The organism is Streptomyces sp. enrichment culture (assembly GCF_964273145.1).
In the GTDB taxonomy this organism is placed as follows: Bacteria; Actinomycetota; Actinomycetes; order Streptomycetales; family Streptomycetaceae; genus Streptomyces.
Genome location: NZ_OZ186873.1, coordinates 5,924,990 through 5,939,173, shown reverse-complemented (window position 1 = coordinate 5,939,173; position 14,184 = coordinate 5,924,990). Strand labels below are relative to the sequence as shown.

Annotated in this window: 9 protein-coding genes and 2 pseudogenes; 3 read left to right on the top strand and 8 right to left on the bottom strand. The window is 73.4% G+C overall.

The annotated features are described in order from the left end of the window. Nucleotides 1-226: 226 nt before the first annotated feature. Complete coding sequence (locus tag ACSU6Z_RS26380; RefSeq protein ID WP_437049325.1) at nucleotides 227-1,462, top strand: epoxide hydrolase family protein; 1,236 nt, start codon at nucleotides 227-229, stop codon at nucleotides 1,460-1,462. Between the two features lie 292 nt (nucleotides 1,463-1,754). Continuing rightward, nucleotides 1,755-3,314, top strand: a complete 1,560-nt coding sequence (locus ACSU6Z_RS26375) for a pectate lyase family protein (protein WP_437049323.1) — start codon at nucleotides 1,755-1,757, stop codon at nucleotides 3,312-3,314. A 152-nt stretch (nucleotides 3,315-3,466) separates the two neighbouring features. On the opposite strand, the gene ACSU6Z_RS26370 is transcribed toward ACSU6Z_RS26375, so the two are convergent. The 8 genes and pseudogenes from ACSU6Z_RS26370 to ACSU6Z_RS26335 all read right to left on the bottom strand — a co-directional run bounded on the left by ACSU6Z_RS26370 (nucleotide 3,467) and on the right by ACSU6Z_RS26335 (nucleotide 13,026). After that, entirely contained in the window at nucleotides 3,467-4,036 is a 570-nt protein-coding gene (locus tag ACSU6Z_RS26370; RefSeq protein WP_437049322.1) for a TetR/AcrR family transcriptional regulator, read from the bottom strand. Nucleotides 4,037-4,045: 9 nt separating this feature from the next. Beyond that, nucleotides 4,046-4,627 (bottom strand): sugar O-acetyltransferase, encoded by a 582-nt coding sequence (locus ACSU6Z_RS26365; protein WP_437049321.1) that lies wholly within the window; start codon nucleotides 4,625-4,627, stop codon nucleotides 4,046-4,048. A gap of 86 nt (nucleotides 4,628-4,713) precedes the next feature. Further along, nucleotides 4,714-5,946 carry an MFS transporter gene (locus ACSU6Z_RS26360; protein ID WP_437049319.1) on the bottom strand — a complete coding sequence of 411 codons (1,233 nt, stop codon included), beginning with the start codon at nucleotides 5,944-5,946 and terminating at the stop codon, nucleotides 4,714-4,716. A 220-nt stretch (nucleotides 5,947-6,166) separates the two neighbouring features. Continuing rightward, nucleotides 6,167-7,223, bottom strand: a pseudogene (locus tag ACSU6Z_RS26355) (hypothetical protein); the annotation flags it as partial. 152 nt (nucleotides 7,224-7,375) lie between these two features. Next, the gene (locus ACSU6Z_RS26350) at nucleotides 7,376-8,491 is read right to left on the bottom strand and encodes an ATP-binding protein (protein ID WP_437049317.1); all 1,116 of its coding nucleotides are present in this window, start codon (nucleotides 8,489-8,491) and stop codon (nucleotides 7,376-7,378) included. A 121-nt stretch (nucleotides 8,492-8,612) separates the two neighbouring features. Then, nucleotides 8,613-10,070 carry a VWA domain-containing protein gene (locus ACSU6Z_RS26345; protein ID WP_437050497.1) on the bottom strand — a complete coding sequence of 486 codons (1,458 nt, stop codon included), beginning with the start codon at nucleotides 10,068-10,070 and terminating at the stop codon, nucleotides 8,613-8,615. A gap of 157 nt (nucleotides 10,071-10,227) precedes the next feature. After that, nucleotides 10,228-10,758 (bottom strand): annotated as a pseudogene (locus ACSU6Z_RS26340) (hypothetical protein). Nucleotides 10,759-11,130: 372 nt separating this feature from the next. Continuing rightward, the gene (locus ACSU6Z_RS26335; protein ID WP_437050496.1) at nucleotides 11,131-13,026 is read right to left on the bottom strand and encodes an ABC transporter ATP-binding protein; all 1,896 of its coding nucleotides are present in this window, start codon (nucleotides 13,024-13,026) and stop codon (nucleotides 11,131-11,133) included. A gap of 158 nt (nucleotides 13,027-13,184) precedes the next feature. Here ACSU6Z_RS26335 and ACSU6Z_RS26330 point away from each other — a divergent pair, with 158 nt between their 5' ends. Next, entirely contained in the window at nucleotides 13,185-14,159 is a 975-nt protein-coding gene (locus ACSU6Z_RS26330) for a lysylphosphatidylglycerol synthase transmembrane domain-containing protein (protein WP_437049316.1), read from the top strand. Nucleotides 14,160-14,184 lie beyond the last annotated feature (25 nt).

Genomic DNA, 14,184 nt, shown 5'->3' with positions numbered 1-14,184 from the left:
GGCGCGACGACTCCTCCCACCACGCAGGGAAACGGTCCCGGCGGTCCCGCCCGCCGGTGCCACGACGGCCGAGTCGCGGCGGAGGGAGCGCACCGGCCGGCTCGATCCGCACCATCGGCAGGCACTCGCCGCGTCGCCGCCCGCGTTCCTTGAGAGGATCCGGCTCACTGCCCACCCGCCCCAGGAGCCGGCGACACGGCCTCCCCTCCCGACAAGGAATCACGGCATGACCGTCCCGCACGTCTTCCCCCTCGAGCCCGTCTCGATCCACGTGCCCGACGAGGTCCTCGACGACCTGCGCGCCCGTCTCGCGCTGACCCGTCCGCCGCTGGACGAGGGGAACGAGGACTGGTCCTACGGCGTCCCGGGCAGCTACCTCCGCGAGCTGGTGGCCCACTGGCGGGACGGCTACGACTGGCGCGGGGCCGAGGCCGCCATCAACGTCCACGAGCACTACCGGGTGAACGTCGCCGGTGTCCCGGTGCACTTCATGCGCAAGCCCGGCCGCGGCCCCCGCCCGATTCCGTTGATCCTCACCCACGGCTGGCCGTGGACGTTCTGGCACTGGTCGAAGGTGATCGGCCCGCTCGCCGATCCGGCCGCGTTCGGCGGTGACCCCGCCGACGCGTTCGACGTCATCGTGCCGTCCCTGCCCGGCTTCGGTTTCCCCGGTCCGCTCACCGGCTTCCCGGACGTCAACTTCTGGAAGGTCGCCGACCTGTGGCACATCCTGATGACCGAGACCCTGGGATACGAGAAGTACGCCGCCGGGGGCTGCGACATCGGCGGGATCGTCTCCAGCCAGCTCGGCCACAAGTACGCCGACGAGCTGTACGGCATCCACATCGGCTCCGGACTGCCGCTCGACTTCTTCACCGGCCCCCGCGCCTGGGACTTCGCGCGGAATCAGCCCCTCACCGACGACCAGCCCGCCGACGTCCGTGCCCGTATCGTCGAGCTGGACCACCGCTGGGCGTCCCACCTCGCCGTGCACATGCTCGACGGCGCCACCCTGGCTCACGGGCTGAGCGACTCGCCCGCCGGACTGCTCGCCTGGCTGCTGGAGCGCTGGAACGCCTGGAGCGACAACGGCGGCGATCTCGAATCCGTCTTCACCAAGGACGACCTGCTCACCCACGCCACGATCTACTGGGTGAACAACTCCATCGCCACGTCGATGCGTTACTACGCCAACGCCAACCGCTACCCCTGGGTCCCCGCCCACGACCGCACCCCGGTCGTGCAGGCCCCGGTCGGCCTCACCTTCGTCACGTACGAGAACCCGCCCGGCATCCGCACCGCCGACGAGCGCATCCGGGCGTTCAAGGCCGGTCCGCAGGCCGACTGGTTCAACCACGTCAACGTCAACGCCCACGACCGCGGCGGCCACTTCATCCCCTGGGAGAACCCCGACGCCTGGGTGAGCGACCTGCGCCGCACCTTCCGCGGCCGCAGGCCCTGACCGACCCGGCGGGCTCGTCCGGCGACGGCCGGGCGAACCGTGCCCGGCGCAGGCGTGCGCGTCGGCCGGCCCGCGCCGCCCGCCCGGCAGCCCTGGCGGGTCCTGACGGTGCCGGCGGCGACCGCGGTGCAGCCGCCGTCCCGGTCCGTGTCCGGGCGAAGGGCCCCTTCCCGGGCCGGCCCGTGACCCGCCGTGCGCGAGGGCGGCAACCTCGGCGGCCGCGGAGGCGACAGGAGGGGCAACGGTGATGCCGGCATCCGACCGGCATCCGACGACGAAGGGGCAGGCGAGGATGGGACGATCCATCGCATTGCGACTCCACGCGGCGCTGGCCACTCTGGCACTCGCGGCCGTGACCGGCGCGTTCGTGTCGACACCCGAGGCATCGGCGGCGACCGGTGGCGCCACCGGCTACGCGACCCAGAACGGCGGGACCACCGGCGGCGCGGGCGGGCAGACGGTACGGGCCACCACGGGGACCGCGATCCACGCGGCCCTGTGCGGCCGGGCCAGCAGCAGCACCCCGATCACCATCGAGGTCGAGGGGACCATCAACCACGCCAACACCGCCAAGGTGTCCGGCGGGAGCTGCAGCACCGCCGCCGGCGTGATCGAGCTCAAGCAGATCAGCAACGTCACGATCGTCGGGGTCGGCAGCGGTGCCGTCTTCGACCAGCTGGGCATCCACATCCGGGAGTCCCGCAACATCATCATCCAGAACGTGACCGTGCGGAACGTCAAGAAGTCGGGCTCCCCCACGTCCAACGGCGGCGACGCCATCGGCATGGAGAGCAACGTCCGCAACGTCTGGGTCGATCACGTCACCCTGGAGGCGTCGGGCGGGGAGTCGGAGGGCTTCGACGGCCTCTTCGACATGAAGGACAACACCCAGTACGTGACCCTGTCCTACAGCATCCTGCGCAACTCCGGCCGGGGCGGCCTCATCGGTTCCAGCGAGAGCGACCTCTCGAACGGCTACGTCACGTTCCACCACAACAAGTACGAGAACATCGACTCCCGCACTCCCCTGCTGCGCGGCGGCGTCGCCCACATCTACAACAACCACTACGTGCGCCTCAACGAGTCCGGCATCAACTCCCGGGCCGGCGCCCGCGCCAAGGTGGACAACAACTACTTCGAGGACTCCAAGGACGTCCTGGGCACGTTCTACACCGACGCGGCCGGCTACTGGCAGGTCGGCGGCAACGTCTTCGACAACGTGACCTGGTCCGCCCCCGGCGGCGAGAACAACCCGGCCGGCCCCGACCCGAAGTCCAACACCACGGTCACCGTCCCGTACCCGTACCGCCTCGACGATGCCGGTTGCGTGCCGGACGTCGTGAGCCGGACGGCGGGCGCCGGCAAGGGTCTGCAGGTGTCGGACGGCAACTGCTCCCCGCAGACGCCGAGTCCGGCGCCGACACCGACCCAGACGCCCACGCCCACCCCGACCGGCTCCACGCCGGCCCCGGAGCCGACCGGGCCCGGCGGGACCAACCTCAGCATCGGAGCCGGTTCCGACGGTTCCGGCAAGGCCGACGGAACGAGCTACGGCAACGTGCGCGACGGCGACATGAGCACCTACTGGTCGCCGGCGGGCTCCACCGGATCGATCTCCATCAAGTGGGGGTCCGCCACCACCGTGTCCAAGATCAACATCCGGGAGGCTTCGGGCTCGGCCGGCGCCGTCACGTCCTGGCGGGTCCTCGACGCCGACACCGGCGCCGTCCTGGCCTCCGGCAGCGGGGCGGGGGTCATCACCTTCCCCCGGACCTCGCTGCGCAAGATCACTTTCGAGATCACCGGTTCGGCCGGCACGCCCCGGGTTGCCGAGTTCGAGACCTACGCCTGACAGCGGCCCCGCTTCCGCCCGGCGGACCGTCCGGACGGGGCGTCGACGGCGGATCCGCCGTCGGCGGTGGGCCGTACGGCGATGACGGCCGGGGCGGGCCGGGTCGCCTCCGTGCCCGTGCGGCGCAGGCCAGGTCTGCGCCGCACGGGCGGTCAGGGCCCGTCGCCCGGTCCGTGCCGGCGGGGTGCGGTGATGCGGGTGATCGCCTCGAGGGTGAGGTCGCGGCCGTGGGGTTCGGTGGCCAGGGCCCGGTGGAGGGTCAGGCCCTCGATGAGGGCGTCGAGCTGGCGGGCGGTGTCCGGGTCGAAGTGCTTCTCCAGGTGGATCCGGCTGCGGCGCATCCAGGTCTGGGTGAGTTCCCGGTAGGCGGGCCGGCGGGCGGCGAGGGTGTACAGCTCCTGGGTGAGCACGAGGTCGCGCCCGCTTCCCTCGGACAGGGCGTGGACGAGGTCGGCCACGGCCGCACGGGCCTCCTCGCGGCCGGCCGGTGCCGACAGGTACGCGTCGAAGACGGCGACGATGTGGTCGGTGAAGCGGCCGAACGCCTCCCGGAGCAGGTCGTCGATGCCGCTGAAGTGGTAGGTCATCGACCCCAGGGGGACACCGGCGCGTGTGGCGATCTTCCGGTGGGAGACGCCCGCGACGCCCTCCTCGGCGATGAGGTCGAGGGTGGCGGCGATGATGCGTTCGCGGCGCTGGGGGTCGGTGTGTCCGGTGGCCATGGCGGAGGGTCAGAGGTCGCGGACCGGGCGGGCCGGGTTGCCGACGGCGACGACGTTCGCGGGGACGTCCTTGGTGACGACGGCGCCGGCGCCGATGACGGAGTTGTCCCCGATGGTGACGCCGGGCAGGACGATGGCGCCTCCGCCGAGCCACACGTTGTCCCCGATGGTGATCGGGCGGGCGGCTTCCAGCTTGTCGCGCCGGGGCTGCGGCTCCAGCGGATGGGTCGGGGTGAGCAGTTGGACGTTCGGCCCGATCTGGCAGTCCTCGCCGATGGTGATCGACGCGACGTCCAGGGCGGTCAGGTTGTGGTTGACGAAGGTGCGTGCCCCGATGGAGATGTTGCTGCCGTAGTCGACGTGGAGGGGCGGCCGTACGTGGACCCCCTCGCCCACGGAGCCGAGCAGCTGCGCGAGGATCGGCTGAGCGGTGTCCGCGTCCTCGAGGTAGGCGGCCTGGAAGCGGGCGGCCAGCCGTACCGCCCGCTGGTGCCGGCGGGCGATCTCGGGGTCGTCGGCGATGTAGAGGTCGCCCGCCTGCATGCGTTCCAGGTTCGTGCGGGGATCCTGCGCGAAGGGGTCCGTCGGCATGCGGACGAGGGTACACACCCGGGAGCGTACGACCGTACGCTCCCGGGTGTGTGCGGCCCGCGGCGCCGGGGTTCGCCGGGCGGGGTTCACCGTCGGCGGCCCCGGAGCACTCCGGCGAGCAGGATCACGAGGGCGCCGGCCAGGGGGACCACCAGCAGGCCCAGCCGGAGGGTGGTCGCGTCGGCGACGAGTCCGACGAGCGGTGGGGGGAGCAGGAAGCCGAGGCGCATCAGCCAGGAGACGATGGTCAGTCCGGAACCGGGCTTGAGGCCGGGCAGTTCGTCGGCCTCGTGCATCGCCGCGGGAACCAGCGTCGCCACCCCCAGTCCGGCCGCGGCGAAGCCGAGGATCGTCCCGGGAACGGTGGGCACGGCCAGCGCCAGGCCCATGCCGGCGGCGACGACGAGGCCGCCGGCGCGGGCCACCGCGCGCTGGCCGAACCGGTCGACGAGCCGGTCGCCGAGGAGGCGGCCGACGAACTGGGCGCCCACGAGGGCGATGTAGCCGGAGGCCGCCAGCGTCGCCGAGGCGTGCAGCGTGCCGGAGAGGTAGAGCGCGGCCCAGGAGTTGCCGGCGTCCTCGACGAGCGTGCCGGCGGTGGCGATGAGGACGAAGGCGGCCAGCAGGTACCCGGTGCGCCGGGGAGCCGCCGGGCGTCCCTCCCGCCGCGGTTCCCGGTCCTCGGCGCCCGTTTCCTCCGTGGCCGGCTCGCCTTCCCCCGTGACCGGCTCGTCGTCGGGCCCGGGCAGGCAGAACCGCAGGGCCGCGCAGGCGGCGATCGAGAAGATTACCGCCGAGGCCAGCAGGTGCTGGCCCCGGGAGAGGCCGAGCGCGATCGCTCCGGCGGCCATGGCGCCCCCGGTGACGGCGCCGATGGACCAGATGGCGTGGAGGGAGTTGAGGATGGAGCGCCCGTAGCGGCGCTGCACCCGCAGGCCGTGGGCGTTCTGCGCGACATCGGTGATCGCGTCCATCGCCCCGGCCAGGAACAGCGCCGCCGCGAACATCACGACCGAGTCCGCCAGGCCCGCGGCGAGGATCGCGGCGCCCGTGAGCAGCGTGCAGGCCACCGCCACGCGGGCCGAGCCCAGCCGGCGGATGAGGACCCCTGCCGCCAGGCCGGCCACGATGGCGCCCGTCGGGAACGCCGCGACGGCCAGTCCGTAGGCGGTGTTCCCGATGCCGAGGTCCGCCTTGATCTGCGGATACCTCGGCAGGAGATTGGCGAACAGGGCCCCGTTCGTGAAGAACAGCACGGCGACGGCCACACGGGCCCGCCGCTCGGCCGCCGCCGGCCGGCGGAGTACGTCAACAGTCATGAGGCGTGAGCCTATAGGCCGAGCGTACGAACGTACACTCTTATGTGTCGCCCAGGTCCTCTCGCGCCGTCCGGGCTGCGCGCCCCGCGACCCGGATCCGATGCCCCACCCGCGGCCGCGTCCGGCGCGGCCCTGTGCGCCGGTTCCCGCCCGTCCGGTGACGCGCGAGCGGGAGCGCAGGCCCCCGCCGGCCGGCCGGTACCTGCCCCGCGCCGCCCGGTCAGAGCGTGAGCGGCAGCGCTCCCAGTGCCGTCGCCGTGCCCGGGGGCGGCCGAGCAGGGCCACGCCCTGCGGGCCGGTGTCCACCGGCTCCCATGTCCCCTCGCAGCCCAGCACTCCGGCCAGCGCGTCGCACGCCGCGGGACGCGCGGCCAGGAGCGCGGCACCGCGGGCGGCGGAGCGAGGCGCCGGCGGGACGGCGTCCGCGGGCTGCCGGTCCCGCCACGGCGGCACCCACGCGTCGAGCGCGGCGAGCCTGCCGGGGAAGATCCGGCCGGCCTCGCGGACGAGGAGCGGCGCCAGGTCCGCGGCGCCGGACCGCAAGGTGGTGATCAGCGTCGGCAGCCAGGGCAGCAGGACCTGGTCCGGCAGCCGGGCGAAGGCGTTCGACACGGCTTCCACCACGACGTCCGACAGGCCCGGCACCGGTTCCAACGCGTGCACGAAGCCGCTGAGGTAGCGGGGCAGGAGGGCACGACGAGCGGGTTGGCCGGCAGGTCGTCGCACTTTTGGCGCAGTCCGGTCCGGGACAGGCGGCCGAGCTGGACCTGTGCCGCCCACAGCAGCGCCGTCTTCGCCGGGTCCGTCGGGTGCGACTGGGCGACCGCCAGCTCCAGCTGGTTCCGGTCGCAGCCCAGTGAGAGGGCCGGCCCCTCCATGCCGAACAGGAAGCCCAGCATCGCCGCGGCCTGGCGCACGGTGGCGTCCTCGTCGCTGAACGCCGTCGGCAGCAGGGTGCAGTAGTGGGCGTATCCCGTCTTGGCGAAGGACTCGATCCACGCGGGCAGACGGGGTTCGCCGGTGCGGTAGTACGCCAGCAGCCGGCTGATCCGGCGCAGGACCTCCGGCGCGCCGTCGACGCTGCGTTCGCCCGCCAGGACTTCCAGGGCCCGGGTGCCCAGTTCGTCGGCGAGACGACGGCTGCGCAGGTACAGCGTCGCGTCCTCGACGGCCGCCAGGACGGTCGCCGCCCCCGCCCGGGGGTCGTGGGCCGTGCGGCGCAGGCGCTGCTCCAGGACCTGCTCGATGCTGACGCCCTCGTAGCCGAGTTCGACGAGGCCGAGGAGGATGCCCCGGAGCGCGTCGGGCCCGCCGGCGAACGCCTCGGCGGCTTCCTGGAGCTGCGTGCGCAGCGCGGTGAACGTCTCCTCCTGCACGTCTTTCCGTGTCTCCTCCCGTACCTCTTCCCGCGCGCCTTCCCGCACGGCGGTCACGACAGCGTGGCGATCGCGTCGCGGTCGCCCTCGAGGAACTCCGGCCAGGGCCCGCCCACGTCCTTGCTGCGCGGTTCGACCACGCCGTGCAGGTACTTGTTGAGGATGGCGAGGTCCTCCGGTGCGCGGCGGGCCAGCGAGCCGACCAGCGAGGAGGCGAGGGTGCGGGCGGTCAGCGCGCGCTCGCCGAAGAAGTTGCCGTGCAGGATCGCGTCCTCCAGCACGCCGATCTGCTCGGCGGCGGACAGCGCGGACTCCGGCTTCTCGTCGTCGCTCCCGGCGGAGGCGGCCGAGGCGCGCAGGTCGGCGAAGCTCCGCAGCAGCACGTCCAGCAGCGTGGGCGGCACGTCGAGCTCTATCCGGTGTCGGCGCAGCAGCTCCTCGGTGCGGAAGCGGACGATCTCCGCCTCGCTCCTCTTGTTGCTCACGACCGGGATGCGGACGAAGTTGAAGCGGCGCTTGAGGGCCGAGGACAGGTCGTTGACGCCGCGGTCGCGGCTGTTGGCCGTGGCGATGACCGAGAAGCCGGGTTTGGCGAAGACGATGTTGTCGCTGCTGTCGAGTTCGGGGACGGAGACGTACTTCTCCGACAGGATCGAGATGAGCGCGTCCCGGACGTCGCTGGTGGAGCGGGTGAGTTCCTCGAAGCGGCCGATGGCGCCGGTCTCCGTCGCGGTCATGATCGGGGAGGGGATCATCGACTCCCGCGACTGGCCCTTGGCGATCACCATGGACACGTTCCAGGAGTACTTGACGTGGTCCTCGGTCGTGCCGGCCGTGCCCTGCACGACGAGGGTGGAGTTGCGGCAGATGGCGGCGGCGAGCAGTTCGGCCAGCCAGCTCTTGCCCGTGCCCGGGTCACCGATGAGCAGCAGACCGCGGTCGGAGGCGAGCGTGACGATCGAGCGCTCCACGAAACTGCGGTCGCCGAACCACTTCTGCGAGATCTCCCGGTCCAGGCCGTCGGCCCGCTCGGAGCCCAGGATGAACAGGCGGACCATCTTCGGCGACAGCCGCCAGGAGAACGGCTTGGGGCCGTCGTCGACGGACTCCAGCCGGTCCAGCTCCTCGGCGTACTTGATCTCGGCGGGGGCGCGCAGCAGGTCGGACATGGGAAGGGGGCCTTTCTCGAAGGTCTTGGGTGAGTCGAGCGCCTCGGGAGCTCGGGCGTCCGGACGGCTCGGGCGTCCGGACGGCTCGGGCGTCTTGGGTGTCTTGGGCGTCCCGGACGGTTCAGGCGAGGAACGTCTTGAGCTCGTGGACGAGCTTGCGGATGTGACCGGAGATCACCGGGGTGCCGAGGTCCTTGAAGCGCTCCCGGAACCAGGGGTTGACGCTGCCGCGGCCGGCGCTGGTGACCGAGCCGACGGGGATGAACTTGACGCCGGAGCGATGCAGGTCCGCCATCGACTCGAACAACGGCTCGGTCTGCCACTCGTGGAAGTCGGAGATCCACACCACGACGGTGTTGCGGGGCTCGGCGATCCTCGGCCGGGCCAGTGCCGTGGCGACCGTGCCGTCGGTGCCGCCGCCCAGGCTGGTGCGCAGCAGCGCCTCGAAGGGGTCGTGCACCCATGGCGTCAGGTCCAGGGCCCGGGTGTCGTACGCGACGAGGTGGACGTCCACCTTCGGCAGCCCGGCGAAGATCGACGCCAGGATGGTGCAGTTCACCATGGAGTCGACCATCGAGCCGGACTGGTCGACGACGACGATCAGCCGCTGGGGCGTGGTCCTGCGGGCGGTGTGGCGGTGGTGGAGCCGGTCGACGTGGGGCCGTTCCCCCTCCGGGTCCCAGTTGGTGAGGTTCTTCCAGATGGTGCGGTCCAGGTCGAGGTCGCGGAAGACCCGCTTGGGCGGCACGGACCGGTCCAGCGCTCCGGCCGTGCTCTTCTCCACCTGGGTGCGCAGCACCTGGGCGACCTCGTCGACGAAGCGGCGGATCAGGGCCTTGGCGTTGGCCAGGGCGACGCCGGACAGGTTGTTCTTGTCGCGCAGCAACTGTTCGACCAGGGACATGCTCGGCGTCAGCCGCGCGGCGAGGTGGGGATCGGCGAGGACCTCGCGCAGCCGCATCCTGCTGACGGGAGCGGCCTCGATGGCGCCCGGGTCGGGGCCGACGGCCGGGACCAGCGTGCTCAGGTCGGGCGTGGTGCCGCGGTCACCGGTGCCGGTCGGACCGGCGCCCCGTCCGGGCGATCCGGCGGCTTTGGACGGCCCGGCCCCTCCTGTCCCCGCGGCCGCTCCCGCGGGCCGGCCGCCCCGCAGCGCACCGGGCGTGCAGCCGAGGGCCCTCTCCAGCCAGCCCGCGTCGGACTGCCAGCGGCTCAGCTGCCCGGCGGTGACCGTGTCGGGGAGCGGGCCGAAGACATTGAGCAGCACCTTCGACACCAGGGCCGCGCGCCGTACCTCGGCCGCGCGGTCGCGGCCGTCCTCGTCGGGTGCGGGAACCATCAGCCCGTCGAGCTCGGCGGCCAGCTCCGGGTGGCGCTGCACGACCGAGTCGACGGAGGCCTGCGGGTCCAGCAGCGCGGGCGGCAGACCGATGTCCTCGACGACGGCCAGACTCGCCGACTCCGGCGCCGCCTGTTCCTCGGGATCGAACAGACGGGCCGGCAGCCGCCGGTACAGGACCTGCCGGCGGTTGTCGTACGGGTCCGGCCCGGTGGGGACTCCGGTCACGGCCTCGGCCATGTCGTCGGCCGTGTGCTCGGCCGTCTCCTGCCTTCCCGTGGTCCCCGTCATGCGCGCAGCAGCCTTCCCGCTCGCTCGCGCAGCACCGTCACGGCGTCGGTGGCGGCGAGGGCCTCGTCGAGTCCGGCGACGGGTTCGGTGAGCAGGTCGGCGCGCATCAGGCGACCGCCCTGGTCGGGGGGAACCACTGCATCTCGGGCAACGGCACGGTCACCGGGGCGAGTTCGAGGTAGGCCAGGTGGCGCAGGAACCGGCTGAAGACGGCGGCGGCCGCCGTGCCGTCCGCCCGCGGTGGCCGGGCGGACGGCCATGGCCTGGGTGAGGGACGGGGCGTCCTGCTGTCCGTCCGCGGTGTCGACCTTCAGGTAGCGGGCGCGCGTGCGGCTCCGTACTGCAGGACCGCCTCGGTGACCAGGGCCCGGATGGGGTTGCAAAATCCACCGCGGGCGCCGCCGCAGGGGCGGTTGTTGTTGGTGCTGCACGCGAAGGCGTAGGTGCCGGCGTCGACGGACGAGACGTAGACCCGCTCGATGTCGGAACCGCTGGAGACGACGCCCTGCAGGCGTCCTTCGGCCGGTTCGACGAACGGCACCTTGGCCAGCTTGCGCGGCCTGGCCGGCCGTATCACCCGCGCTGTGCTCGACTGCGCCCAGTCCTCCTGGGCCCGTCGGTTCTCAGGGCATGACAACGCACCATCTCCTTCGCGGCGTGCGGGAGTCGGCGCCACTTGGCGCAACACCGCCGAACATAGCGGCGGCCACTGACAACGCCGCGGGAGGAGATCCGGGCGGCGCGGAGTCAGGCGGTGCGCGCACCGGCCCGGGGCGAGCGTGCGGGGCGGGGCACGACCGCCGAGCACGGTCGGCCCCGCGGCCGCCCACCGGGTCCGCGGGATCCTCCAGGGCCTCTCGTTCGGATCATGCCGGGCTCGCGGGGTCTGGTGCCGTGCCTCGCCGCGTTGTCGTCGGTTGCCATGGCTCCGCCATGGCGCCCTCCTCTGCCCTGCGATGCACGGCACCAGGCCCCGCTCCCTGATCCGACCCGATCCAAACGAAAGACCCTAGGCCGCCGGCTCCGCCATCGCGGGGGCCGTCCCGGACGGCTGCCGTTCGAACTGGGTGCGGTACAGGTCGGCGTACCGGCCGCCCGCCGCCAGGAGTTCCTCGTGCGTACCGCGTTCGACGACGCGTCCGGCCTCGACGACCAGGATCTGGTCGGCGGCGCGGACCGTGGACAGGCGGTGCGCGATGACGACGGCCGTCCTGCCCTCCAAGGCCTCGGCGAGGGCCTCCTGAACGGCGGCCTCCGAGGTGTTGTCGAGGTGGGCGGTGGCCTCGTCGAGGATGACGACCCGCTGGCGGGCCAGCAGCAGCCGGGCGATGGTCATGCGCTGGCGTTCGCCGCCGGACAGGCGGTAGCCGCGCTCGCCGACCACCGTGTCCGGGCCGTCGGGCAGCGACCGTACGAGGTCGTCGAGGCGGGCGCGGCGCAGGGCGTCCCACAGGTCGGCGTCGGTGGCGTCGGGCCGGGCGAGCAGGAGGTTGGCGCGGACGGTGTCGTGGAAGAGGTGGCCGTCCTGGGTGACCATGCCGACGGTCCGGCGCAGGGAGCGGGCGCTCAGGTCGCGGACGTCGACGCCGCCGACGCGGACGGCGCCCGCGTCGACGTCGTACAGGCGCGGCAGCAGTTGGGCGATGGTCGACTTGCCGGCGCCGGAGGAGCCGACGAGGGCGATCGTCCGGCCGGGTTCGGCGCGGAAGGAGATGCCGCGCAGGACCTCGGCCCCGCCGCGGGTGTCCAGGGAGGCGACCTCCTCCAGGGAGGCCAGGGAGACCTTGTCGGCGGACGGGTAGGCGAAGCGGACGTCCTCGAACTCGACCGCGAGCGGCCCGTCGGGGACCTCCCGGGCGTCGGGCTTGTCCGCGATCAGCGGCTCGAGGTCCAGCACCTCGAAGACGCGCTCGAAGCTGACGAGGGCGCTCATCACCTCTACGCGCGCCCCTGCGAGAGCCGTGAGCGGCGCGTACATGCGGGTCAGGAGCAGTGCCAGCGACACGACGGCGCCCGGCTCCAGGGTGCCGCGCAGGGCGAACCAGCCGCCGAGGCCGTAGACGAGCGCGAGCGCGAGGGCGGAGACCAGGGTCAGGGCGGTGATGAACGTGGCCTGGGCGGTCGCCGTGCGCACGCCGATGTCGGCGACCCGGCGGGCCCGCACCGCGAACTGGGCCGACTCCTCCTCCGGCCGCCCGAAGAGCTTGACCAGCGTGGCGCCGGGCGCGGAGAAACGCTCGGTCATGCGCGTCCCCATGGCGGCGTTGAGCGTGGCGGCCTCCCGCTGCATGCGGGCCATGCGGCCGCCCATCCGCCGGGCCGGGATCACGAACACCGGGAGCAGCACCAGCGCGAGCAGGGTGACCTGCCAGGACAGGGTGAGCATGACGGCGAGGGTGAGCACCAGCGTGACCAGGTTGCTGACCACGCCGGACAGGGTGTTGCTGAAGGCCCGCTGGGCGCCGATGACGTCGTTGTTGAGCCGGGAGACGAGCGCGCCGGTACGGGTGCGGGTGAAGAAGGCGACCGGCATGCGCTGCACGTGGTCGAAGACGGCGGTGCGCAGATCGAGGATGAGCCCCTCCCCGAGCATGGCCGACAGGCGGCGGGCGAGGATGCCGAGCGCCGCCTCCACGATCGCGATGAGGGCGATCAGGAGGGCCAGGCGGACGACGGTGCCCTCGTCACCGCCCCTCACGATCGCGTCGACGACCTGCCCGGCCAGGACGGGGGTGGCGACGGCGAGCAGCGCGGTCGCCACCCCCAGCAGGACGAACACGGTGATGCGGCGGCGGTGCGGGCGGGCGAAGGCGCCGATGCGGCGCAGCGTCGCGCGGGCGAGGGGACGGCGTTCCCGCTTGGCGTTCACGACGCTGTGCAGCTGGGTCCAGGCTGTGGTCTCCATGCTCATGGCGGCCAACCTAGAACCTCAAGTTTCATTGAGGTTAAGGGTCGAGGGGCCGGGGGAACGAGAAGGCCGGGGAGCGCCGGCCGTCCGGCCGTAAGCCGCCGTCCCCGCCCGCGCCACCCGTCGTTGACGCGGCGCGGGCACACTGCCGGGACGTGACAGCAGCCCGGCTTCCCGGCCTCGCCCGGACACGCCCGCCCCGTCGCGTCCCGGTCCGCCTCGTCCTCTGTCTCCTGCCGCCGGTGCTCGTCGCCGTGGTCGCGGTGCGGCACCGGTCTGTGCTCGCCGAGGGCGTGCGCCGGCTCGGCACCGCCGAGTGGCCCTGGCTGGCGGCCGCGGCCGGGACCACCTGCCTGACCTGGGTCGCCGCCGCCTGCACCCGCCAGGGCGCCGTCGTCGAACGGCTGCCCCGGCGACGGCTGCTCGCCGCGCAGTTCGCGGCGGGCGCCGCCAACCACCTGCTGCCGACGGGCCTCGGCGCGAGCGCGGTGAACCTGCGGTTCATGACGGTGTGCGGACTGCCGCTCGCCCGCTCCTCGGCCGCTCTCGCGCTGTACCTGCTGGCCGAGGGCGCCGGCCGACTGGTCCTGCTGGTCGCGCTGCTGGCCGCGTTCCCGGGCGCCCTGCGGCTCGGCGTCCTGCTGCCCGAAGGGTCGCTCGGCCCCCTCGCCCCGGCCGCCGGAGCGCTGCTGCTCGCCGCGGCGGCCGCCCTGGCCCTCGTACGGCGGCTGCGCACGGCCGCGCTCTCCTTCCTGCGGACGGCGCTCGGCGAGGCGCGCGCGGTCCACACGCGTCCGGCGCGGGCGCTGGCGCTGTGGGGCGGGGCGCTCGCCTTCCCCGCGCTCCAGGCGGCCGGCCTGGTCCTGGTCGGGCGGGCGCTGGGCCTGCCGGTGCCGGCCGCGCACACGGCGCTGGCGTACCTGGCCGCGACGGTCGCGGTGGCCCTGGTGCCCACGCCGGGCGGCCTCGGCTCCGTCGAGGCGGCGCTGGTGCCGGCCCTGGTCGCGGTGGGCGGCCCGGCGGCGGTGGCGACGGCGGTGGTGCTCGCGTACCGGATCATCACGGTGTGGCTGCCGCTGCTGCCGGGGGCACTGACGCTGGGGGTGCTGGTGCGGCTGAAGGTGATCTGACGGCACCGCCGGAAGCCGCCGGACC